The sequence below is a fragment of the Treponema sp. SP13 genome (genome assembly GCF_050938355.1).
Lineage (GTDB): Bacteria > Spirochaetota > Spirochaetia > Treponematales > Treponemataceae > Treponema_D > Treponema_D socranskii.
In genome coordinates this window covers 197,861-220,772 of record NZ_JADOVM010000002.1, presented here as the reverse complement: position 1 = coordinate 220,772, position 22,912 = coordinate 197,861, and the positions used below count along the sequence as shown (strand labels likewise).

20 protein-coding genes, 2 tRNA genes and 1 pseudogene are annotated in these 22,912 nt (G+C 49.6%); 13 read left to right on the top strand and 10 right to left on the bottom strand.

The annotated features are described in order from the left end of the window. The first annotated feature begins 84 nt into the window (after positions 1-84). From flgF to IZU26_RS05170, 3 genes are read left to right on the top strand one after another with little or no spacing between them, the layout of a single operon-like run. Positions 85-885 carry a flagellar basal-body rod protein FlgF gene (gene flgF, locus IZU26_RS05180; protein ID WP_187419545.1) on the top strand — a complete coding sequence of 267 codons (801 nt, stop codon included), beginning with the start codon at positions 85-87 and terminating at the stop codon, positions 883-885. Between the two features lie 34 nt (positions 886-919). After that, complete coding sequence (gene flgG, locus IZU26_RS05175; protein ID WP_016520395.1) at positions 920-1,714, top strand: flagellar basal-body rod protein FlgG; 795 nt, start codon at positions 920-922, stop codon at positions 1,712-1,714. A 43-nt stretch (positions 1,715-1,757) separates the two neighbouring features. Further along, entirely contained in the window at positions 1,758-2,282 is a 525-nt protein-coding gene (locus tag IZU26_RS05170; RefSeq protein WP_433277300.1) for a rod-binding protein, read from the top strand. Positions 2,283-2,774: 492 nt separating this feature from the next. Here the strand turns inward: IZU26_RS05170 and IZU26_RS05165 are convergent, their stop codons facing one another. Both IZU26_RS05165 and IZU26_RS05160 read right to left on the bottom strand, forming a co-directional pair. Next, a complete protein-coding gene (locus IZU26_RS05165) occupies positions 2,775-3,239 on the bottom strand; it encodes a hypothetical protein (protein ID WP_433277298.1) in 465 nt (154 codons plus the stop codon). Positions 3,240-3,440: 201 nt separating this feature from the next. Further along, the gene (locus tag IZU26_RS05160; RefSeq protein ID WP_433277296.1) at positions 3,441-4,259 is read right to left on the bottom strand and encodes an Rpn family recombination-promoting nuclease/putative transposase; all 819 of its coding nucleotides are present in this window, start codon (positions 4,257-4,259) and stop codon (positions 3,441-3,443) included. Between the two features lie 620 nt (positions 4,260-4,879). Here IZU26_RS05160 and tyrS point away from each other — a divergent pair. Further along, the gene (gene tyrS, locus IZU26_RS05155) at positions 4,880-6,124 is read left to right on the top strand and encodes a tyrosine--tRNA ligase (protein ID WP_433277293.1); all 1,245 of its coding nucleotides are present in this window, start codon (positions 4,880-4,882) and stop codon (positions 6,122-6,124) included. Positions 6,125-6,307: 183 nt separating this feature from the next. On the opposite strand, the gene IZU26_RS05150 is transcribed toward tyrS, so the two are convergent. From IZU26_RS05150 to IZU26_RS05130, 5 genes and pseudogenes are all read right to left on the bottom strand, one after another. After that, positions 6,308-7,174 carry an Abi family protein gene (locus tag IZU26_RS05150; RefSeq protein WP_433277291.1) on the bottom strand — a complete coding sequence of 289 codons (867 nt, stop codon included), beginning with the start codon at positions 7,172-7,174 and terminating at the stop codon, positions 6,308-6,310. 258 nt (positions 7,175-7,432) lie between these two features. Next, positions 7,433-7,540: pseudogene (locus IZU26_RS05145) on the bottom strand (radical SAM protein); the annotation flags it as partial. A gap of 826 nt (positions 7,541-8,366) precedes the next feature. After that, positions 8,367-8,439: transfer RNA gene (locus tag IZU26_RS05140), tRNA-Gly, on the bottom strand. 125 nt (positions 8,440-8,564) lie between these two features. After that, entirely contained in the window at positions 8,565-9,980 is a 1,416-nt protein-coding gene (thrC, locus tag IZU26_RS05135; RefSeq protein ID WP_433277289.1) for a threonine synthase, read from the bottom strand. A 110-nt stretch (positions 9,981-10,090) separates the two neighbouring features. Further along, positions 10,091-11,056 (bottom strand): hypothetical protein, encoded by a 966-nt coding sequence (locus IZU26_RS05130; RefSeq protein WP_021329988.1) that lies wholly within the window; start codon positions 11,054-11,056, stop codon positions 10,091-10,093. Between the two features lie 286 nt (positions 11,057-11,342). Between IZU26_RS05130 and alr the strand changes: the two genes are divergently transcribed. The 3 genes from alr to IZU26_RS05115 all read left to right on the top strand — a co-directional run bounded on the left by alr (position 11,343) and on the right by IZU26_RS05115 (position 13,148). After that, complete coding sequence (gene alr / locus IZU26_RS05125; RefSeq protein WP_433277287.1) at positions 11,343-12,488, top strand: alanine racemase; 1,146 nt, start codon at positions 11,343-11,345, stop codon at positions 12,486-12,488. A 64-nt stretch (positions 12,489-12,552) separates the two neighbouring features. Further along, positions 12,553-12,843: a BrnT family toxin gene (locus IZU26_RS05120; RefSeq protein WP_433277285.1), complete on the top strand. Its 291-nt coding sequence runs from the start codon at positions 12,553-12,555 to the stop codon at positions 12,841-12,843. Between the two features lie 35 nt (positions 12,844-12,878). Continuing rightward, positions 12,879-13,148: a BrnA antitoxin family protein gene (locus IZU26_RS05115; protein WP_433277284.1), complete on the top strand. Its 270-nt coding sequence runs from the start codon at positions 12,879-12,881 to the stop codon at positions 13,146-13,148. On the opposite strand, the gene IZU26_RS05110 is transcribed toward IZU26_RS05115, so the two are convergent. Beyond that, positions 13,145-14,476: a bifunctional folylpolyglutamate synthase/dihydrofolate synthase gene (locus tag IZU26_RS05110; RefSeq protein ID WP_433277282.1), complete on the bottom strand. Its 1,332-nt coding sequence runs from the start codon at positions 14,474-14,476 to the stop codon at positions 13,145-13,147. The two genes, IZU26_RS05115 and IZU26_RS05110, sit on opposite strands and share 4 nt — an antisense overlap. Before the next feature lie 137 nt (positions 14,477-14,613). Here IZU26_RS05110 and nagA point away from each other — a divergent pair, with 137 nt between their 5' ends. The 6 genes from nagA to IZU26_RS05080 all read left to right on the top strand — a co-directional run bounded on the left by nagA (position 14,614) and on the right by IZU26_RS05080 (position 19,939). Next, positions 14,614-15,780, top strand: a complete 1,167-nt coding sequence (nagA, locus tag IZU26_RS05105; RefSeq protein ID WP_021329925.1) for an N-acetylglucosamine-6-phosphate deacetylase — start codon at positions 14,614-14,616, stop codon at positions 15,778-15,780. Between the two features lie 37 nt (positions 15,781-15,817). Further along, positions 15,818-16,621 (top strand): glucosamine-6-phosphate deaminase, encoded by an 804-nt coding sequence (nagB, locus tag IZU26_RS05100; RefSeq protein ID WP_433277280.1) that lies wholly within the window; start codon positions 15,818-15,820, stop codon positions 16,619-16,621. Between the two features lie 241 nt (positions 16,622-16,862). Beyond that, positions 16,863-16,936: transfer RNA gene (locus tag IZU26_RS05095), tRNA-Val, on the top strand. A gap of 35 nt (positions 16,937-16,971) precedes the next feature. Continuing rightward, a complete protein-coding gene (gene mtnK / locus IZU26_RS05090) occupies positions 16,972-18,207 on the top strand; it encodes an S-methyl-5-thioribose kinase (RefSeq protein WP_433277278.1) in 1,236 nt (411 codons plus the stop codon). Beyond that, on the top strand, positions 18,204-19,256 hold the full coding sequence (locus IZU26_RS05085; RefSeq protein ID WP_433277276.1) for an S-methyl-5-thioribose-1-phosphate isomerase: 1,053 nt from the start codon (positions 18,204-18,206) through the stop codon (positions 19,254-19,256). Before mtnK ends, IZU26_RS05085 begins: the two co-directional genes overlap by 4 nt. A gap of 32 nt (positions 19,257-19,288) precedes the next feature. After that, entirely contained in the window at positions 19,289-19,939 is a 651-nt protein-coding gene (locus tag IZU26_RS05080; protein ID WP_433277274.1) for an L-fuculose-phosphate aldolase, read from the top strand. 102 nt (positions 19,940-20,041) lie between these two features. Here IZU26_RS05080 and IZU26_RS05075 read toward each other — a convergent pair whose 3' ends face one another. Together IZU26_RS05075 and IZU26_RS05070 are read right to left on the bottom strand one after the other, a co-directional pair. Then, a complete protein-coding gene (locus tag IZU26_RS05075; protein WP_433277273.1) occupies positions 20,042-20,752 on the bottom strand; it encodes a late competence development ComFB family protein in 711 nt (236 codons plus the stop codon). Positions 20,753-20,805: 53 nt separating this feature from the next. Next, complete coding sequence (locus IZU26_RS05070; protein WP_433277271.1) at positions 20,806-22,830, bottom strand: aconitate hydratase; 2,025 nt, start codon at positions 22,828-22,830, stop codon at positions 20,806-20,808. Between the last annotated feature and the right edge of the window lie 82 nt (positions 22,831-22,912).

Here is a 22,912-nt window from a genome sequence, read left to right as displayed (position 1 = left end):
GTATAAAGCATGACTGCGTATTTTGCAAATTATTTTTGCTAAACACGGCGTTTTTCTTCGCCGATACAATAAGAGAGGATATTTATGATACGCGGTTGGTATATAGGCGCAAGCGGCATGAACGGCGAGCAGAACAGACTCGATGCGATTTCGAACAATCTTGCAAACGTGGATACGACGGGCTACAAACGGGATGTCCGCGTGAGCAAATCGTTTTCGGAACTCCTTTTACGACGGACGAACGCCGACGGTGTTTACGAAACGCCCTTCGGCAGCGCGGACGCCGCTCCGATTATCGGGAAGCTCGGACTCGGTATCGAAACGAACGAACAGTTTACCGATTTCGAACAGGGTTCATTTAAAACGACGGGTACGAAAACCGATTTTGCGCTCGGCGGCAAGGGATTTTTTACCGTGCAGACGCCGATCGGCGAGCGTTATACGCGGAACGGAAACTTTTTTATCGGTAAAGAGCGCATCCTCGAAACGAAAGACGGCTATCCCGTTATGGGCGAAAAAGGCATCATCACGCTTGAAAACGATCGGTTTACCGTGCGGGAAGACGGGAAGATAATCGACGAAGAGGGCAACGAAATCGACAGACTGAAAATCGTACGCTTCGACAACGAGCGCTATTTGAAAAAGATGGGAGAGAGCCTGTACAACACGAACGATATCGCAGGCCCCGCCTATATCGCCGAAGGAAACGAACGCCCGCGCGTTTTGCAGGAATACGTTGAAACGTCGAACGTAAACGTCGTCAACGAAATGGTGCGGATGATCGAAGTGAACCGCGCGTACGAAGCGAATCAAAAGACGATTCAAAGCGAAGACTCGATGATGGAAACGCTGTGGTCGCGCGTCGCGCTCTATCAGCACGGATAAACTAGGATGATTTAATAAGGACAGCGAGGACGATATGGTCAGAAGTTTATGGACGGCTGCGACGGGTATGAACGGTCAGCAGACGAATATCGATGCGATTTCTCACAACCTTTCAAACGTCAATACGACCGGCTACAAACAGCAGCGCGTCGAATTCGAAGATTTGATATATCAAACGGCAAAGCTCGCCGGTACGCCCGCGACCGAAGATACGGTGACACCCGTCGGCATCCAGCAGGGGCACGGCGTCAGAGTCGGCGCGACTCAGCGCATCATGCACCAGGGTTCGCTCCAGCACACCGGAGTTTCCACCGACGTCGCCATCGTCGGAGACGGATTTTTCCGTGTGCAAAAATACGACGGCAGCTACGCCTATACGAGGGACGGATCGTTTCAAGTCGATTCGACCGGCCAGCTCCTCACATCCGACGGGAATCGCGTTATGCCGGAAATCATTTTACCGGAAGGCTACGATGTGCAGACCCTCGTCATCAGTCAGGACGGAAGGGTCGGCGTAAAGATAAACGGAGAGACGGAACCCACGGAAGTAGGACAGCTCGAACTCTACCGCTTTCCGAACGAAATCGGACTCGAAGCCGACGGCGACAACCTATTTAAAGTGTCGAACGCGTCGGGCGCTCCGATCGCAAGCCGCCCGGGCTTTGAGGGTATGGGAAAACTCGAACACAAATTCCTTGAAATGAGCAACGTATCCGTCGTCAATGAAATGGTCGCGATGATCGTCGCGCAGAGAGCGTACGAGTTTAACAGCAAAGCGATTCAAACGTCCGACACTATGCTCGGCACTGCGGTGAGCTTAAAGCGCTAAACCGCGCACTTGAAGTTTTCTGCAAAAGTTTTTTGGAGGGAAAATGAAGATAAGCAGCGTCAACTCGTCGTTATTGAACGGAACGGAAACGATGCAAAAAGCGCGGGAAGCGGGCGAGGGCGCTTCTTTTTCCGATTTGGTAAAACGCATACGCTCATCCGCTTCCTTTCAAAGCGCATCCGTCGCATCCGAACGGGTTGTCGAAGACGGGCGGTTAAACGGAGATTTCGCTTCGGGCTTTGCAAATACGTTTACGAACGAAAGCGATAAGCAAGCGCTTCCCGTAGGAGCTGCGGCAAACGGCGCGGGTGTTCACGCAAAAAGCGCGACGATCGACAGGACGAGCAAACTCTACGAAAAATCGCTCGAACTCGAATCCTACATCGTCAAAATCATGGTGTCGTCGATGCGCAGCACCGTTACGAAAACATCTCTTTTCGGCGGCGACAGTTTTGCTTCTCAAATGTACGAAGACATGATGTACGACGAATACGCGACACAGCTTACGAAAAACGCCGGTTTCGGTTTGGCAGATCAAGTGTACTTACAGCTCAACGTACAGGCGTAATTTCTTTTCGGTATAATTACGGTGGTGAGCGTTGCAAGGATTCGGCGCGAACGCAGAGTGCGGGAACTTCCTCCGACGCACGGCAGGGATGCCGTGTCGTAACCTTGCACTACAGCCGCTTTTGTAAAGGAAAAATGCGGTAGTGAGAGGGTTGTCTCAAAAGTCGGTTACTTTTTCGACAGCCTGTCGAGTTTAAAATTAAGTCCTTGTATCGTAATGACTTAATTTTAAACGTCGCATAGTACATCAAGGAAACTTTCCAAAAACTGCAGTTTTTGGAAAGCTGCGAACGACCACTGCGCGGAATCTACGTGATGAAGTCGAAAGGCGAAAAACGCTTGGCGCGTTTTTCTTTTATCCGTGAGGAGGCTTTTATACCTCATCCTTTCGGATGTAATAAAAGGTATGAAAGCCGACTGCAATTCCTTATGAGGACAACATACCCCGTCGCCGCTTGAAGCTTCGCTGCGAGGCTGCGTCGGGGTATGTTGATTAAAAAACTGCTATTTCTCCCGTATATTTATGTGCTTTTTGTATCAATGCACCTTTGGCGCCTAAAGTAAATGCGATGTCGCTGCTTCGGATCGCCAATAATTTGTCTCCGGCTTTTATATCAAGCGTCCGCATCAATGACGGCGTAAGTCGAACTCCGTTATCTTTTAGGGGAAGCCGGCCGTATTTTCTTCCCTTGTATGAAATCAATTCTCCCTCTTTTAAGATCCTATCCGCAAGGTTCGGATTTTCTTTCAGGATGTGATTCAATTTTGAGCGGGAAAGCAGCGGTTCGCTCATTACGGAAAATCCGCCTGTCTGTTTGCTGCCGGAAACGATGTAAATGTACCGTTCTTTTTGTAACTTATATTCTTCTACTGCCGATGCCGGAAAAATTATTCTTCCGTTTTCCCGTATGAGCGACCAGCCGAAAATATATTTTCCGCCCTTACTCATCTGCGGCATGCTTGCTTTTCTCCAATGCTTTTTTCGTTATGCGGATTGCACCGCTCGTGTGAATACGGACAACAGGATGCGAATCATGTAAGGATCGTTTTATCGGCTGTTTGATTCGGCACTGCTTATTATTCTCCGTACATATTCTTTGTAAGTATATAACGCCAAAGTGCGGTTTGCGTCAAGAAATGGCTGTATGATAGGAAACGCTCATAAATTTTCGATCTCCGCTTCCGAGAGACCGGTCATCCGCTGTATAAAATCGGTAGAACAGCTTTCTCGCTGCATCAACTTTGCCGTTTCTCGTGCTTTTTGATATGATCCCGCGGCGACACCGTCGCGTCTCCCCCGTTCAAAGCCGATCTTTTCACCTGCCATACGTAAGTCATCTTCATGAATATTCAACGACATATACCTGCTCCTGAACTTTTCGTTCCGTTTCGCTTTTTCGACAAGCTCATCGATCCTCTGCGTAAAACCGCTCGTCGCCCGCCTCTCGCAAAGATACTGCAATAAGGCGCTCAATTCAGGCTCATCTTCTTTACCGTAGGCATCCACATTATAAAATACTTTATACGATTTGTCATCAAGAAAAAGAGTGCCGTCGGCGGTACAGATATTACGAAACTCGTATACGGGTAAACCTCTACCGAAGGGATCCCGCGTACAGATAAAGATGACGTAGCTCTCTTTTAATTCCGCATAGCTTTGTCCGCGTAAGAGGTTATCGACATCCATAAGGCTTTGGTAATAGCGCGTACGCTTGGGAAGAGAGAGCGGGATCGACGTTTGTATTTCTATGTCGAAGATGCGCTCGGGATCTGAGACATAGACGTCGAGGCGTATGCCCTTGCTTTCGTAAAACGGTGCTATCGTTTTTTGCAGGGAGGGATATTCGATTTTACCGACTTTGATGTGCAAAAGACGCTCGATGATGCCTTTGCAAATTATTTTGTTTTTCATGACCGTGCCGAACATAAAGTCGTCGGTAAAGGTGAGTTCTTCGACGGGTTTATGGGTATATTCCATAGCTGCACCTTCGATTGTTGAGATAGTGCGGCAAGGAAGCCGCTGACCTATATATCGTTTACAAAGCTATAAATTACGCGGTTTTTTATAAAAATAAACGGATGTACCGCGAACGAACACTGCTCGGAATTATTTTTTAAGTCGAGAGTTGAAAAAACGCTTGGCGCGTTTTTCTTTTATCCGTGCGGAGGCTTTTATACCTCATCCTTTCGGATGTAATAAAAGGTATGAAAGCCGACTACAATTCCTTATGAGGACACACAGTGCGACGTTTACGGCGCGCTGTGTGATAGGAGACGCGAAAAAATCCTGCGCGCGGAACTTCGCACTTCGTGCTCGTTGCAAGTCGCGCACTGCTCGGAATTATTTTTTAAGTCGAGAGTTGAAAAAACGCTTGGCGCGTTTTTCTTTTATAGGAGACGCGAAAAAATCCTGCGCACTGCTCGGATTTGCTCGATGAAGTCGAGAGGCGAAAAACGGCCAAGCCGTTTTTCTTTTATTAACACGCTCGCGATTTCTCCGCACTGCTCGAAATCGCGAGCTCTTGTCTTAACCCCCTCAATCATATAAAATCGAAAACGTATTTTTGAAAATGTGATTTTAATAATTAAGGATGACGTATGAACAGCACGCTTGCCGAATTGAAAGCGCGGGGATTTTATTCTCAATGTACCGATATCGATTCTCTTTCTTCCCGCATGGACTCGGGTCCCATTACTTTTTACGTCGGCTGCGATCCGACGGGGCCGAGTCTCCACATCGGGCACATGGTTCCGTTTTTTGCGCTGCGGCATTTGCGTTCTGCGGGAAATATCGGCATCGCTCTCATTGGCGGCGGGACTGCGCGCATAGGGGATCCGAGCGGCAAAACGGAAATGCGTAAAATGCTTTCGTATGAAGAGCTCGACAAAAACGTCGCGCGTATAGAAAAGCAGCTCGACGCCTTTATCGGTTTCGACGGCAAGACGGCGTTTTCGGACAACAATAAAAATTGGCTTGCGGATTTGAACTATATCGATTTTTTACGCGATATCGGTTCCTGTTTTTCCGTCAACAAAATGCTGTCGTTCGAAGCCTACAAAATGCGGCTCGAGCGGGGGCTTTCGTTCATCGAATTCAATTATCAGCTTTTGCAGAGTTACGACTTTCTCATGCTGCACAAACGGCACGGCTGTATTTTGCAGATCGGAGGCGACGACCAGTGGGGCAATATCACTGCGGGCGTCGATTTGATCAGGAGAAAGCTCGGCGGCACGACGGAAAAAAATATCGAGCACGAATGCTTCGGTTTGACCTTTCCGCTCATCATGCGTGCGGACGGACAAAAGATGGGCAAGAGCGAACACGGCGCGGTTTTCCTAGACGCTTCGCTCACGAGCGTGTACGATTTTTTCCAATATTGGCGGAATGTCGCCGATGCAGACGTGCGCAAATTCCTTTTGCTGTTTACGTTTTTGAGTATCGAAGAAATCGATAAAATCTGCGCAGGCAATATCAACGAAGCGAAGGAGCGGCTCGCATACGAAGCGACCGCCGTAATTCACGGCAAAGCCGAAGCCGACAAAGCGCTTTCGGGCGCAAAGGCCGCATTCGGAGGTGAAGGCGATAAAGCGCACATGCCGACGGCGGAAATCGCAAAGCAGGCGATCGAAGAGGGGATCGGAATTGTAGATCTCTTTGCAATTGCACAGCCCGGTACGTCGAAGAGCGACAACCGCCGCCTCATCGAGCAGGGGGGCGCGCAGGTAAACGGACGAGTCGTAAAAGACATTCACGCGCTCATCACGATGAAAGAAGCGGATGAGGACGGCGAGTTTATTTTGAAAGCGGGCAAAAAGAGGATCATCCGCGTTATCGTAAAATAAAGCGGCGGGGAGCGGATCACGGGAACGCCGCGCTTGAAGTGTATACGGACGCAAAACTCTGAACAGATTATAGCGTAGAAAAAGCTTTACTCTCGGCTGAAAAATTCAAAACTGAGGTTTTTTCATATTGAGATTCTGTTGAAATATAATTTAACGAAAATACTTTTATGGGTCGATCAGTTGTTATTTTTTTGTCAGCAAATCAACCCAATTTAGAGGAAATGCGATGTGTGCCAAATTGATATCGTCTTTATATTCTTTAAATAAATTTACCATCGGTTTAAGGATCGATGTATTCCATTTTCCCGCATCATAATACAATCCCTTTACCGACTGCATTATTGTCCAAAGTCTATATCTGTCTTTGCCTTCGGTTTTAAATCCTGCGGGAACGGAAGGGAAATTCCGGTAATAAAGCCGTCCGTAATGCGCACAAATATTCCTTAAATCGGTACAACAACGCAGCCAGCTTTTTATATTATTTGCGGTAGAATGGAATACGGCACGCGCAAGGTCTTTTTGATCTTGTGTATTTAAATCGGCAAAAAAGAATGAGAGCATCCCGAACGTAAACAATTCAACAATTACCCAAATCGGAAACATACCATTGTATTTTTGTGTATGATGACGTACAAACGGAACATTCCTATTGCTGTGTATTTCCTGCTCAATCAGTTTTTTAAATTTTTCATGTTGATGTTTTGCAGAATAATTTTTCTCATTAAAATATCCGACAGCTCCGTATTTATGCGCATGAAAATAAGCGAACGCAGCTCTCGTAAAAACTTCTATTTCTTCTATTGCGGAAAAGATTATACGTCGTAGTTTTCGATCGAATTCATAAATATTAAAAACCTGCTCAAAACTCGTGCCTCCTACATACGTATCGTCGTTCTTTTTGAACGGTAAAAAATATGCAGACAAGCGATAATAATTTACCGTCTTCAGTACAGCAATACAAAATGCATCATCTTTAGTCATACATCCGCGCGACTTTAATTTAGCGAGTTGCTGTTCATAGGTTGTGGGATTTTTTATCGGATCAGGCATAAAAAATGTCCCCCCATGGGACACATCAAAGAGAGGTGCGGGGGGTCCTATTGGGATAATAATACCATAATTCCCCAAAAAGAGCAAGAAATTTTATTTTATACAAAAAATTATTTTTTACGAATAATCGGATCACGGGAACGCCGCACGTTGTTAAAACAGCATCAACTGTGCGCTTGTTTGTTTATTTTCAAAAGCCGACAAATACGAAAATATTTTATCGGGATTCATTTCGATGCCGTTTGCTTTACACCGCGTATAGCATTTGCTTCGCGAGTCGCAATAGATACACCTGTGCGTACAGCCGCGGTATAAGTTCATTCCGTTTTTAGCCGATAAAATTCCTTTTGCTTGAACAAAGTGCATTTGCTGTTCCTGAAAAATCCGATCGCAGGGTATTTCATTTTTCTCTGTATTTTTTCAGCGCCTTTTTTAAGCACTTGATCGCCCAGGCGCAAATAAAAGCCGGTTTGTTATGTGCAAACCGGTTCTCTAAGCGGTAGAAGGGAGTCGCCTTCCGGTCGCGTACATCCTGTGCGCTCCCTGCAAGCCGGACACAGTGCCTGCCGACGGCATCCTTGCCGTCTTTTCGCGGCACCTGCCGCGCAGCACTGTGCCTTCGACTCCCTTTGCTTGCTAGATATGTGTTCGGTAAAAAAAGACTGACTTGAAAAAGTTCAAATCAGTCTTCTAAGCGGTAGAAGGGAGTCGCCTTTCGGTCGCGCACATCCTGTGCACTCCCTACAGGCCAGTCACAGTGCCTGACGACGGCATCCCTGCCGTCTTTTCGCGGCGCCTGCCGCGCGGCACTGTGCCTTCGACTCCCTCGTTTATCGGATACGTTGCTTGGCAAAAAAAAGACTGACTTGAAAAACTTCAAATCAGTCTCCTAAGCGGTAGAAGGGAGTCGCCTTCCGGTCGCGTGCCTCCTGCACGCTCCCTACAGGCCGGCTCATTCGCTTTCGGCGGCATCCCTGCCGTCTTTTCGCGGCACCTGCCGCTGGAAGTCGGAAGGTGAAAAACGCTACAAGCGTTTTTCTTGCATAATGGAACTCGCAAATCCTGTGCACTGCTCGGATTTGCGAGTTCTTCGCGCCTTGCTCGGCGCTCATTCGCTTCGACTCCCTTATCTAAAAAACGTACATTATATTTAAAACAAAAAAGAGTCTGCAACTCGCAAACTCTTTTCTTCAGCGGTAGAAGGGAGTCGAACCCTCGTCTCCAGCTTGGAAGGCTGGGGTAATGAGCCGTTATACGACTACCGCAAAAGCTTTATCACTATATCGAAAACGGCGGATCGTGTCAACGGCGCGTGTTTATGTGTGTCGAATCGCCTCCGATTCTGCACGACAACTTTTCGTCTGTACTCGCGGCTGTCAAAACGCTGCGCTTACGCCAAATGAGACGTAAGCCACGATTTGAACGCTTCGTAATCGTTTTCCATCGGGACGGCGTTGTCGGGGAGCTGCATCACTTGCATGAGCCTGTCGGGCATGGGCGGCTCCCTTCCGCAGGCTTTGGCGACGGTTTCGCTGAACTTTGCGGGATCGGCGGTTTCGAGGACGATGCCGACACTCTTTTTTTCCGCAACGAAGCGCGCCCAATCGGGGACATTCGGCGTGAGGCCGGGCTTTTCGCTCGAGCCTTTGAGGCCGCCCATGAGATTTTTCATGGAGCCGCTTCTAATGTCATCCCACGCTTTCCATGCGATAGCTCCGTGCGGATCGGTGATGTAACCCGTTTTCGCATGGCATGAGCGGATAGCGTTCATAATACCGTCGTTATCGAGCCAGTAGGACGCAAAGAGGCGGCGCACTTCTTCGAGCGGATACATTGCGGCGATGCGCTCGTAATTGCTCGGAGCGCCGACGTCCATCGCGTTTGCGTACGTTTCGACGGACGCTCGTGCGTGGTACTCGCCGGTGGCAATCCAGTCGGGAATCGTGTGATTCGTATTCGTCGCAGCGACGAAACCGGTAATCGGCGCTCCCATTTCGCGTGCGATAAGACCTGACGTGAGATTTCCAAAATTGCCCGACGGAACGGAGACGATGACGGCAGGGTCATCGATTTTGTTGTCAAGCTTCGCCCTATCGCGTGCGGCAAGCGAGGCGTACATATAATAAAAACTCTGCGGCAAAAGGCGCGCGATGTTTATAGAATTTGCCGAAGAGAGCCGAAAACTTTTTCGCAATTCGGCATCGGTAAAGGCTGTTTTGACGAGCTTTTGGCAATCGTCGAAAGTACCGTGCACTTTGAGCGCGCGCACGTTTCCGGTAAAAGTCGAAAGCTGTTTTTCCTGCAGAGCACTCACTTTTCCTTCGGGGTAGAGAATCGTCACGTCGAGGCCGACTACGTTGTGAAATGCGCTTCCGACGGCGCTTCCCGTATCGCCCGAAGTCGCGACGAGAATGTGGAGCGCGCCGTTTTCGGTTTTATTAAAAAACGACATCACGCGCGCCATAAAACGCGCACCGAAGTCTTTAAACGCGCATGTCGGTCCGTGAAAGAGTTCGAGGACATACGTGATTGAATCGAGGGGGACGAGTTTCGGCGAAAACGGATATGCATCTTCGATGATGCCTTGCAGCTCGTCGTCGGGAATTTCACCTTCGACGTAGGGTTTTGCCATATTGAATGCGATATCGCGGAAACACGGGGCGGGCGTTTTATTGATAAGCGCCCGATCGATGTGCGGAAACGCTTCGGGCATATAGAGGCCGCCCGTTACGGGATTCATGCCGCTCATGACGGCGGTTCGAAAATCTACTCTGAGGCTTGTATCTCGCGTATCAGTGTACTGCATACCATCTCCTATAAAAAAATTGCATGATGTTTCAACATCCGAATAAAAATTAATAATAGGGCATCTTTAAACGATGAAGTTTTTAGAACTGCCCGCTATCGATTTTACCTTCACATTCCGTAGAGTATCGCATGCACGGTTTGCGAAGCGATTTTTTTACGGCACGCTTCCGCGGCGAGAGATTGCGATGCTCCGGTTTCTGACGCCCGCTGCTGCGTTTTATACAGTACCTCTCCGTTTTGCATGTCGATGCACGCAACGTCCGCGACGAGCGTGCACACGTATGTGCCGTCATCTTTACGTTCCGAAGGCGCGGTGAATTTTATCGAACCCGATACCATAAAACCTGCCGTATTTCCGACGATGGCGCGCGTCGCTTTATAAAGAGACGCGATGTTTTGATTCAAGTAATTCGGAGAGGAAATGGGAGAGTTTCCCGATCGGACGCCGGAATTGATAAAATCTCTCAGAATGTAGCGCGAATTGGTAAGCGCACGGCCTTTATCGTCGAAATCGAACACGTAGAGAATGCCGCTTTTTTTTGCCAAATCGGTTCGGACTTTGTAAGGTGCCGTAACGCTCGCGGCACGGGCGGCTTTGACGGTTTCGGGATTCGAATTGACGGGCGTCGGATAAAAGGTTACGGCTTCGTCGAATGAAAACGCCGGCACGCCGGGCATAAATTCGACGTGTCCGTTTTCGTCAGTCGTCAAAACGATTTCATCGTAGACGATCGAATCGTCCGTACGCGATGCGGGGTATGAAACCGTAATCGGCATACCGGAAACTCCTTTTTCCGCGGCGTCTTTTACGAAGAGCGTATACGCCGACGAAAACGGGGAGTGTTTTACGGTTTGCTTGGGAAAAGAAACGACGTTTAAAGCGATGTCGGAAATTTTCGTTAAAAATTCGTTTTGTTCGATATCGGCCGGATCCGGCGTTTCCGCCTCTTGCGCGGTCGGTGCGGGAAAATGTTTGTCCGCCGTTTTTACGGATTTGGCCGATGCGTGTGCGCTCGATAAAAACGCCGAAAAAAACACCGCAACGGCGAAACTCTTGTTTTTTAAAATAACCATAGGGTTCCTTATTGAAATTATTAATTTAAAATCGAATGCACAATATATCTGAAAACAGAATTTCGTTCAAAAAGCTTGACCGCAACCAAGCGGACGGGCTATCGCCGATTATGAACTGATAATTTCAAAACTTGTCATTCATCTGTATAGTATATCGTTTTTTTGAAAAAATCTCAAGTTTCGCATCTTATCGCATCGCATCCACATTGTATCTTGTAAAATCCAACCGTATTTTTAAAAGTGTCCCCTTGCCTAAAACGTTCCGGCTATCTACAATGAGTATACTATGAGAAGCACGCGCGCGGTCGTCTATAAAAACAATCTGATACACAACCTTTCCGTCATTCAATCGTTTATTAAAGACAGCAATACGAAAATCTGCGCTGCGGTCAAAGCGAACGGTTACGGCTCCGGTGCGGTGTTTGCGGCAAAGACGGCGCTCGCTTCAGGCGCATCGTTTTGTGCGGTTGCGACCGTCGACGAAGGGATCGAACTCCGTGAAAGCGGTATCGCTTCTCCGATTTTGCTTTTGAGTCTATGCACGCCGAACGAAATGAAAGACGCCGTTTTGTACAAGCTTACCCCTCTCGTGTGCGATGAAGCGTATGCGGAACTTTTCAACGCAGCCGGCGGAAAATACGCTTCGGGAAAATTTTCCGTACACATTGCAGTCGATACCGGCATGCGCCGCATAGGATGCTCCGTCGATGAAGCTTCGCTCTTTGCAAAGCGCATCGTAAACTTGCCCCACCTTGCACTCGGAGGGGTGTGCACGCATTTTTCTTCGGCCGATGAAACGGATGAGGTATCTCGACGATATACGGATGAGCAATTTTCGGATTTTATGCGCGCCGTCAAATCGATCGAAGACGAAGGCATCGATCCGGGCATCAGGCACTGTGCGGCGTCTGCGGCATTGCTCGATCGGCCGGAAATGCAGCTCGACATGGTGCGGCCGGGGATCCTCATGTACGGCTATTTTGACGGAAGCGTTGACGGCGCTTACTGCGCCTCTCGGGGAAAGCCGTGTACGCTCGAACCCGTGATGGCTCTTGAAAGCGAAGTCGTTGCGATCAAATCGATAAAAAAGGGGGAGGCGGTTTCGTATAACCGTGCGTGGACGGCCGAATGCGATACCGTCCTTGCAACGCTTCCGATCGGCTACGCCGACGGATTGCCGCGGAGGTTGTTTCCCGGACTGTGCGTCGCGATCAGCGGAAAAAATTATCCCGTCGTCGGACGCATCTGCATGGATCAGTGTATGGTCGATGTCGGCTCCGACGGCGTGCATCGCTGGGATAAAGCCGTCATATTCGGCCCTGAAAATTCCGGTGCGCTGCAGACGGCGGCGGACATCGCAAAAATTTCCGGCACGATCTCGTATGAGATTTTGACGGGCATCGCAAAACGCGTGCCGCGCGTAGAAGTGTAGCGCGGAAAATCTTGTTTGCGTACACGATTATGGTGTATACTGATAACGGCGGAGGATGCGGAAGGTGTTATCATTTGAGTGGGATCCGGATAAAGAAAAGCACAACATTGAAAAACATAACGGGATCTCATTCCGAATAGCGGTTAAAGTTTTTTCCGACAACAAACGTATTGAAAAATATGATTCACAGCATTCAACATTCGATGAAGAGCGATGGAATGTAATCGGTATGGTTGATGATATTCTTTTTGTTGTTTATACGGAAGTGGATGAAAATAGAGTCAGAATTATTTCTGCGCGTCCTGCGGAAAAGGAGGAAATCGATGAATACTTTAATAACTATGACACTCGATGAAGTGAAAAAAAATCCGCTTACCGAAGAGGAAAAGAATGTTATCCGCCGCGCAGCAGCGCAGGTTCGAGCCGGTACTGCAGAAGACGATCCTGATTGCCCGAAGCAGACCAAAGAGGAACTCGCAAAATTTCGTCCATGGTATGAAGTTCATCCCGAATGGTGCGAAGCGAAAAAAAACGGAAATTCATTTGCAGATCGATACCGATGTTCTCGAATGGTACAAATCGCAGGGCAGGGGATACCAAACAAAGATGAATGATGTTTTGCGTGCTCATGCGTTTTTACAAAGAGGTGCGGAACATTAATAAAAATTTATAACGCGCTTCGCATCGGCGGCAAGGTAAAAAGAGCCTGAAACGAGCAGGACGGCGGAAGCGGCTTCGGCTTTTTCGAATGCGCTTTGTACCGCTTTTTCAAAATCGATTTCACAAGTGAACGAAAGGTGCGCGCTTTTACAGGCGGCCTCTGCGCGTTCTATGTCGCCGTGTTTTGTAAATCCCGGTTTTGTCAACGTAATCGAATGAAATGTGCCGCGGAAAAGGCCGGCGATCGCTTCGGCATTTTTGTCGGCTGCAAGCGCAAAAAGCAGATGGCGGGGGCGGGACGGAAAAAGAGCGATAAGGGTTTGCATCGTGTTTTCCATACTTGCAACCGTATGCGCTCCGTCAAAGACGACGGTCATACTGCGGTAAGTGAGGATTTCAAAGCGTGCGGGGAGGCTTGCGTTTGCGAGCCCTTTTTCGATAGCCGCTTCGCCGATGGCAGGCAGTGCCGTTTTTACCGCGAGAGCGGCTTGAGCCGCATTTTGTGCCTGTACCGAACCGAGCATGCGCAATGTCGTCTGCACGGGGCGGGAAAACAGCGGGCTTTCGAAACATAGGTTCATGCGGTAATCATTCGTGTAAGAAATTTCTCGAAATCGTATCATATCGTCTATAAAAGTGCACGATGTACCAACGTTTTGAGCGGTTTTTTGAAACACTCGGTAGACAGAATGCGTCGCTTGATGCGAAACGATGACGGGGATGCGCGGCTTTATGATGCCCGCTTTTTCCGCGGCGATTTTTTCAACCGTGTCACCGAGATATTCAGTGTGTTCGAGTTCGATCGGCGTAATGCAGCAGAGTTTCGGCGTGACGACGTTTGTCGCGTCGAGCCTCCCGCCCAATCCGACTTCGAATACGTTCCAATCTGTGCGCGCGCGGCGAAAGCACAAAAACGCGTAGAGCGTCGCAAGTTCGAACCACGTAAGGGTGCGCGGGATTTTTTTTTCGTGTTCGGCCGACTGCACTGCATGCATCAGTTCCGCTGCAGCGTCACTGTAGACGGCATCGTCGAAAAAGCCGCCGGGTGTCGCGATGCGTTCGCGGAAATCGCTCACGTGCGGAGAAGTGTAGAGGCCGACGGAAAAGCCGGCTTCCTGCAAAATACATGCGATCATCTTTGAAACGGAGCCTTTACCTTTTGAACCGGCTATGTGAAAGCACGGGGATGAGGCTTCGGGATGGCCGAGACGTTCGCAAAAAAAATGCATGGTATCGAGCCAAAACATATTTTTTTGCGGAAGTTTTTCGAAATTGATAAATGAATCGAGCCACCTTTCAAAGCTGCGCGTCGCGGGTGCATGTTCCATGACGGCGAGTATAGCACGGATTTGTCCGAGAGCACAGGGGCTGTCTCAAAAGTCGGTTACTTTTAAAGTGAAATCGTCCGAAACGTCTCGATCTCGCGGTTTGCAAAACGCGAGATTTGTGCTATTGTTGTTTTACTATGAAATTATGCATACACAATGCGACGGTGCTGAACGGCATTTCGCAGATGGGCGACTGCGCCGTTTTAATCGACGGCGGAAAGATCGCCGATATATTTTCCGAAACCCGTTTTCGTCAAAAGACATTCGATAAAGATGTCGCCCTTATCGACGCGCACGGCATGTACATCGCACCCGGTTTAATCGACACGCATATACACGGATTTAAAGGGCACGGTACGGACGATTGTACGACCGAATGCATGCTCCGTATGTCGGACGACCTCGCAGATTACGGCGTCACCGCTTTTAATCCGACGATGTATCCTTCCGACGAAGCGACGATGATTTCCTCGATCAAAGCGATCGTGCGCGCTATGGGAAAGGAAAGGGGCGCGAAGATTATGGGGATCCATCTCGAAGGCCCCTTTATTTCGCCGTATAAACTCGGCGTACAGCGTCCCGAAACGGTAAGGAGCGTAGACCTCGATTTGATGGAGCGTTTGTGGAAAGCGTCCGAAGGGCACATCGTCAATATGACCGTCGCCCCGGAATTGAAAGATATGCGGCGCCTCGCGCTTATGTGCATCGACAAGGGGATCGTGTTGCAAGCGGGACACACCGACGCCGCTTACAGCAATATGGTCGAAGGTATGCAGGCGGGTATTTTTCACGCGACGCATTTTTTCAACGCGATGAGCCAAATGCATCACCGGAACCCGGGCGCGGTCGGCGCGGTGCTTATTCATCAGGAAATGACATGCGAAATCATCGCCGACGGCGTGCACGTACACCCCGACCTCTTTAAGCTTTTGCAAAAAGATAAAACGAGCGATCAGATTGTCCTCGTTACGGACGCACTCACTCCGACTGAAGAGACGGGAGAGCATCTTACGGCGAACGGCGAAGAAGTCGTTTTCAAAGACGGCTGCTTTCATCGAAAGTCGGACGACGTTATCGCCGGTTCCGCGCTCACGATGATACGCGGGTTGAAAAACCTCGTATCTTTCGGCTTTCCTTTGAGTGATGCGGTAAAGTGTGCATCGACGAATCCCGCACGCATTATGAAGTATGCAAAAAAAGGCATGCTCGTTCCCGGTTACGACAGCGACGTCATCGTCTTCGATAAGGATTTTTCGCTGCGATTCGTGATGGTGCAGGGACGTACGGTAAAGAATGTATTTTAAGGTATTAATTTTTAATAATCAATAATAGGAGCTTAGTATGCGTGTTATCATCAAAAAAGATTACGATGCGTGTTCGGCGTGGGTTGCGCAGCACATTGCGCGGCGCATTGTCGATTATAATCCGAGCGAATCGAATCCCTTTGTGCTCGGGCTTCCGACGGGCAGTACGCCTATCGGAACCTATCGGGCGCTTATCGAATTATATAAAGCGGGAAAGGTTTCGTTTAAAAACGTTGTCACGTTCAATATGGACGAATACGTCGGTCTCGACGACAAACATCCGCAAAGCTATCATTATTTTATGTTCGACAATTTTTTTAATCACGTCGATATCGATAAAAAAAATATTCACATATTGAACGGGCTTGCAGAGGACAAAGAAGCCGAATGCGCCGCTTATGAAAAAGCGATCGAATCTGCCGGCGGTATACGTCTTTTTTTCGGCGGCATCGGAAGCGACGGACACATTGCGTTTAACGAGCCGGGTTCCTCCCTCGCATCGCGTACGCACGCGGCGACGCTGACGAAAGAAACGGTCGGTGCGAACGCGCGGTTTTTCGGCGGCGACCTTTCGAAAGTTCCGACGCAGGCACTGAGCGTCGGTGTCGGAACTATCTGTGATGCGGATGAAGTCGTCATCATGGCGACGGGAAGGGTAAAAGCTTCAGCGGTCGCGCAGGGCGTCGAAGGGGCGATTTCTCACCAATGGGCGGTAACGGCGCTGCAGCTGCACAAAGACGCCGTGATCGTCTGCGACGATGAAGCGGGCGAAGAGCTGAAAGTGAAAACCGTGCGCTATTTTGCGGAAATCGAATCGCATATCGAAAAGAAAGCGCTGTAAGGAATTCCGGCGTTGCGCCGTTTTTGGAACGCTTCGGATTTTCGCTTACGATGTTGAAAAATCACGTGCAATCTCCTTGCCGTATGTGTCTTTGCAGCGACTTGACTCGGATATTTACCGACAACGGCTGATTGTACGGGAAGCAGTTCATTGACGAGATGCCGCTGATTTTGTACGGCTGTCAGTGGCTGATTTTACCGTTGACAGCAAGTGCGTATTTCTTTATACTCGAAAAATACGCGGACGATTAGCTCAGCCGGTTAGAGTACCTGGTTTACACCCAGGGTGTCGGGGGTCCGAATCCCTCATCGTCCAAACATACTCCGTGCTTCGGCGTACACTTTTCAATGATGTCAGATAAAAAAAAATACGCAAAACATTTTTTACTCGACGTACGGACGGCAATCGAATATGCGCGAGAGGTGCTCGACTATTTTGATGTGGACGAAGAGCTCGGCTGCACGGAAATCGGTGACGGCAATATCAACTACGTGTTCAAAGTGTTCGGTAAAACGAGCGGCAAGTCCCTCGTTATAAAACAGGCGGACACGCTGCTCCGCTCATCCGGCCGTCCGCTCGATATGCACCGGAACAAAATCGAAGCGGAGATTTTGAAAATCGAAAAATCGCTCGCGCCCGGCTTCGTGCCCGAAATCTATCACTACGACGAAGCGATGTTCGCACTAGCCATGGAAGACATTTCGGCGTATAAGAATTTGCGCAAAGAGCTCGGTGCGGGGAAAATTTTTCCGGCATTGAGCGATGAGCTTTCGACCTTTCTTGCGGATACGCTGCTTCCGACGACGGATTTGGTTATAGGACGGGATGAAAAAAAAGAGCGCGTCAAGCTTTTTACGAATCCCGAGCTCTGCGATATTTCCGAAGATTTGGTGTTTACCGAACCGTATTGGGATTATAAAAAGCGTAACGTCGTCATACCGGAAAATGCGCATTTCGTAGAAAAAGCGTTGTACGAGGACAAAGCGCTGCACGCGTGTGTCGCTTGCCTTCGGGACGATTTTATGAATCATGCGCAGGCGCTCGTTCACGGAGACTTGCATTCCGGTTCCATCTTCGTAAATGAAGGCGGCATAAAAGTAATCGATCCGGAATTCGCGTTTTACGGTCCCATGGGCTACGATGTCGGAAACGTCATCGGTAATCTCTTTTTCGCGTATGCGAACGCGTATTGGACGAAGCCTGAAAATGCGGAATTTTTGTTGTGGCTGCAAAAGACGATTGCGGACGTTTTCGATTCGTTTAAAACGAAGTTTGAAAAAAAATACGATGAGCTTGTCGAATTCCCGCTGTACAAAAACGAGCGCTTTAAAAAAACGTATACGGAAGGCGTGCTTGCCGATTCGGCGGGCTATGCGGGAACGGAGATCATCAGGAGAGTCGTCGGGGACGCGAAAGTGTCGGAAGTGACTTCCGTGACGGATATCGAGCTGAAAGTACCGCTCGAAAGGAGTCTCATCCTGCTCGGAAAAACTTTTATAAAGCGGACGGACGATATGAAATCGGGAAGCGATCTTGTGCAGGCGGCAAACGATATCTTCGGCTGCGCGAAACGAGGTGAACTATGAAGCGGTGTGATTTCGATTTGCCCTTTTTGCTGAGATACGAAAACGTCGCGTGGTACGAAAACGGAAAAGTGCGCATATTGGACAGACGCATCTATCCTACGGAAATAAAATTCGTCGAATGCGCTTCGTATCGGGAAGTCGCACAGGCGATCGCCGATATGGTTACGCAGAGCGCAGGCCCCTATACGGCAGCCGGCATGGGTATGGCGCTTGCGGCTTACGAAGTAAAAGACAAAAGTGCCGCTTCTCAGCTCGAGTTTTTGCGCCAAGCGGCGCACGACATATCGCACGCAAGACCGACGACGGCAAACAGGATGAGCATCGTCACGGAGGGCTGCCTCAAAGCGGCCGAGGGCGCGATCGCTGCTGGAAAAAACGTGTGTGATGCGATCTTCGAGCGGACAATCGATTCGCTTGAGCGCCGCTACGGTACGATGGAAAAACTCGGCGAATACCTCGCATCCCTTTTTCCGAAAGGCGGAACGGTGCTTACGCAGTGTTTCGGCGAAACGATCGTCGGTATGATGCTTCGTGCGGCAAAAAAAAGCGGCAATGAGTTGAAACTCTACTGTGCGGAAACGCGGCCCTACCTGCAGGGTGCGCGCCTTACGTCGAGCTGCTGTTATGAAATGGGTTTCGATACGACGGTCATCACGGATAATATGGTCGCCTACGCGATGCAAAAAAAAGGCATCGACGTCTTTACGTCGGCGGCAGACACCATCGCTCGCGACGGACACATTGCAAATAAAATCGGCACGTTTCAAATCGCGATTTTGGCAAAGCACTTCGGCATTCCGTATTTTGTGACGGGCATACCGGACGCGGATAAAATGACGATGCGCGATATCGTCATCGAAGAGAGAGACCCGTCCCTTGTGCTGAGTTCGGGCGGAAAGGCGAATACGCTTTCGGGTGTCAAAGGGATCTACCCTTCGTTCGACATCACGCCTCCGCATTTGATAAGCGGCGTCATAACCGATAAAGGCATTTTTACGCCCTATACGCTGAACGACTATTTCAACACGAAAACGGATGAGTATTATTGATGGAAAAGGTGTACGACGGAGGTAGGACAGATATGTATGACAAAGAGTGCAAAGCCATCGTCGACTTCGGCAAGCGTTTGATTACGGAGCATCTTACATCGGGAACGAGCGGAAACATAAGTATTTTCGATTCGGAAAAAAAACTCATGATCATCAGTCCGTCGGGTATTCCGTATTTCGATACGAAAGAAAGCGATATCGTCGTAGTCGATCTCGGCGGAAAAATCGTCGAGGGGGACAGAAAGCCGTCAAGCGAATGGGCGCTGCATGCGGCAATGTACGAGGCGAAACCCGAAGCGAGGGCTGTCGTGCACACGCATTCGATGTACTGCACCGTACTTGCGTGTCTTCATGAGCCGATCCGCGCAGTGCACTATATCGTCGCGGATGCGGGGGCTCCGGAAGTTCCTTGCGCTCCGTACCGAACCTTCGGCACGATCGAATTGGCAAAAGCTGCAAAAGACGCGATCGGAAAAAGCGACGCGGTTCTTTTGGCAAATCACGGTATGCTCGCCGTCGGAAAAGATTTGCCCGCCGCTTTCGGTTTGGCGCGCGGCATGGAATTTTGCGCCGAAGTACAGTACCGAGCGATGTGCGCGGGAAAACCCTTCGTGCTGCCGGATGACGAAATGGAGCGGGTGATCGAAAAATTCAAAGGCTACGGACAGGTAAAAAACAGATAGGTTCAAGGCTCTGTCCGAAACGAAAACTTTCGAACGGAACCGGACAAAACAGACGCGGAAACGTACGGTACGGGTTCTCCCGCTTTCATCGGCGTTTCCCGATCACTCCATCGGATTTTTTACGTCGCTTCGAAATAAAAAGAGATCCTGTATTTTCAGCGAATACGAAGTGCTTGCTTCGTTGCGCTGTTCGGCTTCGCTTACGAGCGGAATGCTGAATGCGTGACTTGCAGGCGTGTAACCGTTTGCACTTACTTCCACAGTAAACGTAAAGTATTTGCTTTCGCCGACTTTGTCTGCTTTAAAAGGTTTGATCCAAAACGAATACGATCCGTTTGTCGCCGCGTATGTTTTGCACGGATTTGACCACGTTTTGTCGATCATATCGGCGTTGCGCTCTTCGTATTTGAGCGTGATCGTACAATCGATAAGCGGCTCAAAAGACGCGCCGTCGAAAACGATTCCCGAAAAAATGGGAAAATTGAACGAAATCTCAGGCTTTTTCGAACGTGCGTTCGGCACAAGGTCTTTGTGATACGGGCGTTTTACGGAATTGATTGCGCGCATGGCTTCGATAGTGAGCGCATCGATATCGGCTTTTATCTGCGGCATCGGGATGTTCATCGTATGTACGATACCGCGTCCCGAAACGACGTAGCGCGGAGGAATACGGTTGAGCACATAGCTTACGACATCGATTCGGCAATCTTCGCAGTCGCAGGTAAGCCATGACGGCTTCGTTTCATTGAGCCGCTCGTACATGAGATTGACGCGCGATGTTATCAATTCTTCCATTACGTTGTGAACTTTCATATTCCTCCCGTAAAACTCCCGTATTTTAAAAACCGTATTTCATTTTATTAATGTTAATTTCCGCCTTTACAGGTATAGGATGCAAGTCCTCCCGAAAGCAGAATCGCGCGGCTGCGCTTGCTAAAATCGTTTACGCCGTTGATTTTTTTCCCGTTAACGGCTATGTCGAACGGACAGCCGGTTTTCAGCGCTTCGGCGATATTTCCGATTTCAAGCGTATCTCCCTGTTTGATTATATCATAATCGACGGGATTTGCAAATTCAATCGGAATGATACCGTAGTTTACGAGATTCGCTTTATGGATCCGCGCAAAGCTTTTTACGATGACCGCGCGCACTCCGAGGTACATGGGGCCGAGGGCTGCGTGTTCGCGGGAAGAACCCTGTCCGTAATTTTCGCCCGCGACGATAAAGCAGCCGAAAAAACGCATACGTTCGGCACGCTCGTAAAAAGTTTCATCGATGCGTGAAAAAGTGAATTTGCTTATTTCGGGGATATTCGAACGGAACGGAAGCACTTTCGTTCCCGCCGGCATGATGTCGTCGGTCGAAATATTGTCGCCCGCTTTCAGCAGCACCGGCAGTTTGAGAGAAGGTGCGCACGGAGGGCAGGGCGGACATTTTTTTATGTTCGGCCCGCGGATCACTTCGACTTTTTCCGCTTGTTCCTGAGGAAGCGGGGGGATGAGAAGCCCCTCGTCTTTCGCCGCTTTTTTAATAATTTTTGCATCGAGCCGCGCGTCGTTTCCGTCGAGAAGGCTTACGCGGCGAGAGCGCACGTAGGCGCGGTCGGTATATGAAAGCGTTTCGGCTTCGGTAAACACGCCTGTAACCGCGGAAGCGGCGGCCGTTTCGGGGGAGACGAGGTAGAGCTTTGCATCGGCCGTTCCGCTTCTGCCTTTAAAATTGCGGTTGAACGTACGAAGCGATACGCCTCCGCTGTTCGGTGCAAATCCCATACCGATGCACGGACCGCACGCGCTTTCGAGGATGCGGAAGCCCGCTTCGATGAGCGTACCGAGAATACCCGCTTTTTCAGCCATCATGAGCGTCGCACGGCTTCCCGGCGCTATGCCAGCTTCGACTCCGGGTGCTATATGTTTGCCTTTGACGATCGCTGCGACCGTTTCCAAATCATCAAGGGAGCTGTTCGTACATGAACCGATGACGACCTGCGTTACCGGTTTTCCCGAAAGATTTTTTACCGCAGTGACGGCGTCAGGAGAATGCGGCTGGGCGGCGAGCGCGGACAGTTTCGTCAAATCGATTTGGATGATTTTATCGTATTCGGCGCCGATGTCGGCTTCGAGCTTTGTCCAATCTTTTGCTCTGCCCATCGATGCAAGAAAGGTTTTCGTCTTTGCGTCCGACGGAAAAATAGAACAAGTTGCGCCGAGTTCTGCGCCCATATTCGTAATCGTCGCGCGCTGCGGAACGGTAAGCGTTTCGACGCCCGAACCGAAATATTCGTAAACCGCGCCGACACCTCCTTTTACCGTTTCCCGCCTCAGCACTTCGAGGATGATGTCTTTTGCGCTGACTCCTTTTCGAAGGCATCCGGTAAGCTGTACACCGAAGATTTTCGGCATCGCCAAGTGAAAGGCGCCGCCCCCCATTGCGACGGCGACGTCGAGTCCGCCCGCTCCGATCGCTATCATGCCGATACCGCCGCCGGTCGGCGTGTGGCTGTCGCTGCCGAGCAGCGTTTTACCCGGCTTTCCGAAACGCTCCAGGTGTACTTGATGACAGATGCCGTTTCCCGGCCGCGAAAAATAGAGGCCGTATTTTTCGGCGACGCTCTGCAGGTAGCGGTGATCGTCCATATTTTTAAAATCGGTTTGCAGCGTATTGTGGTCGACGTAGGAAACGGAGAGTTCCGTTTTGACGCGGGGAACGCCGATCGTTTCGAATTGGAGGTAAGTCATCGTTCCCGTCGCATCCTGCGTCAGCGTTTGATCGATGCGGATCGCGATATCGTCTCCCCGTCGTATCGCCTCTCCCGGTACGAATCTCGTGTCGGGACATGCGTCGGGAATAATGTGCGCCTGCAATAATTTTTCCGTGAGTGTTAAGGACATAGCGTTACCTCGATATTTTTACACGGGACGTATTTTAGCAAATTTCGTAGTTCTGTTCAACGAGGCGCTTTTACATTGTGTT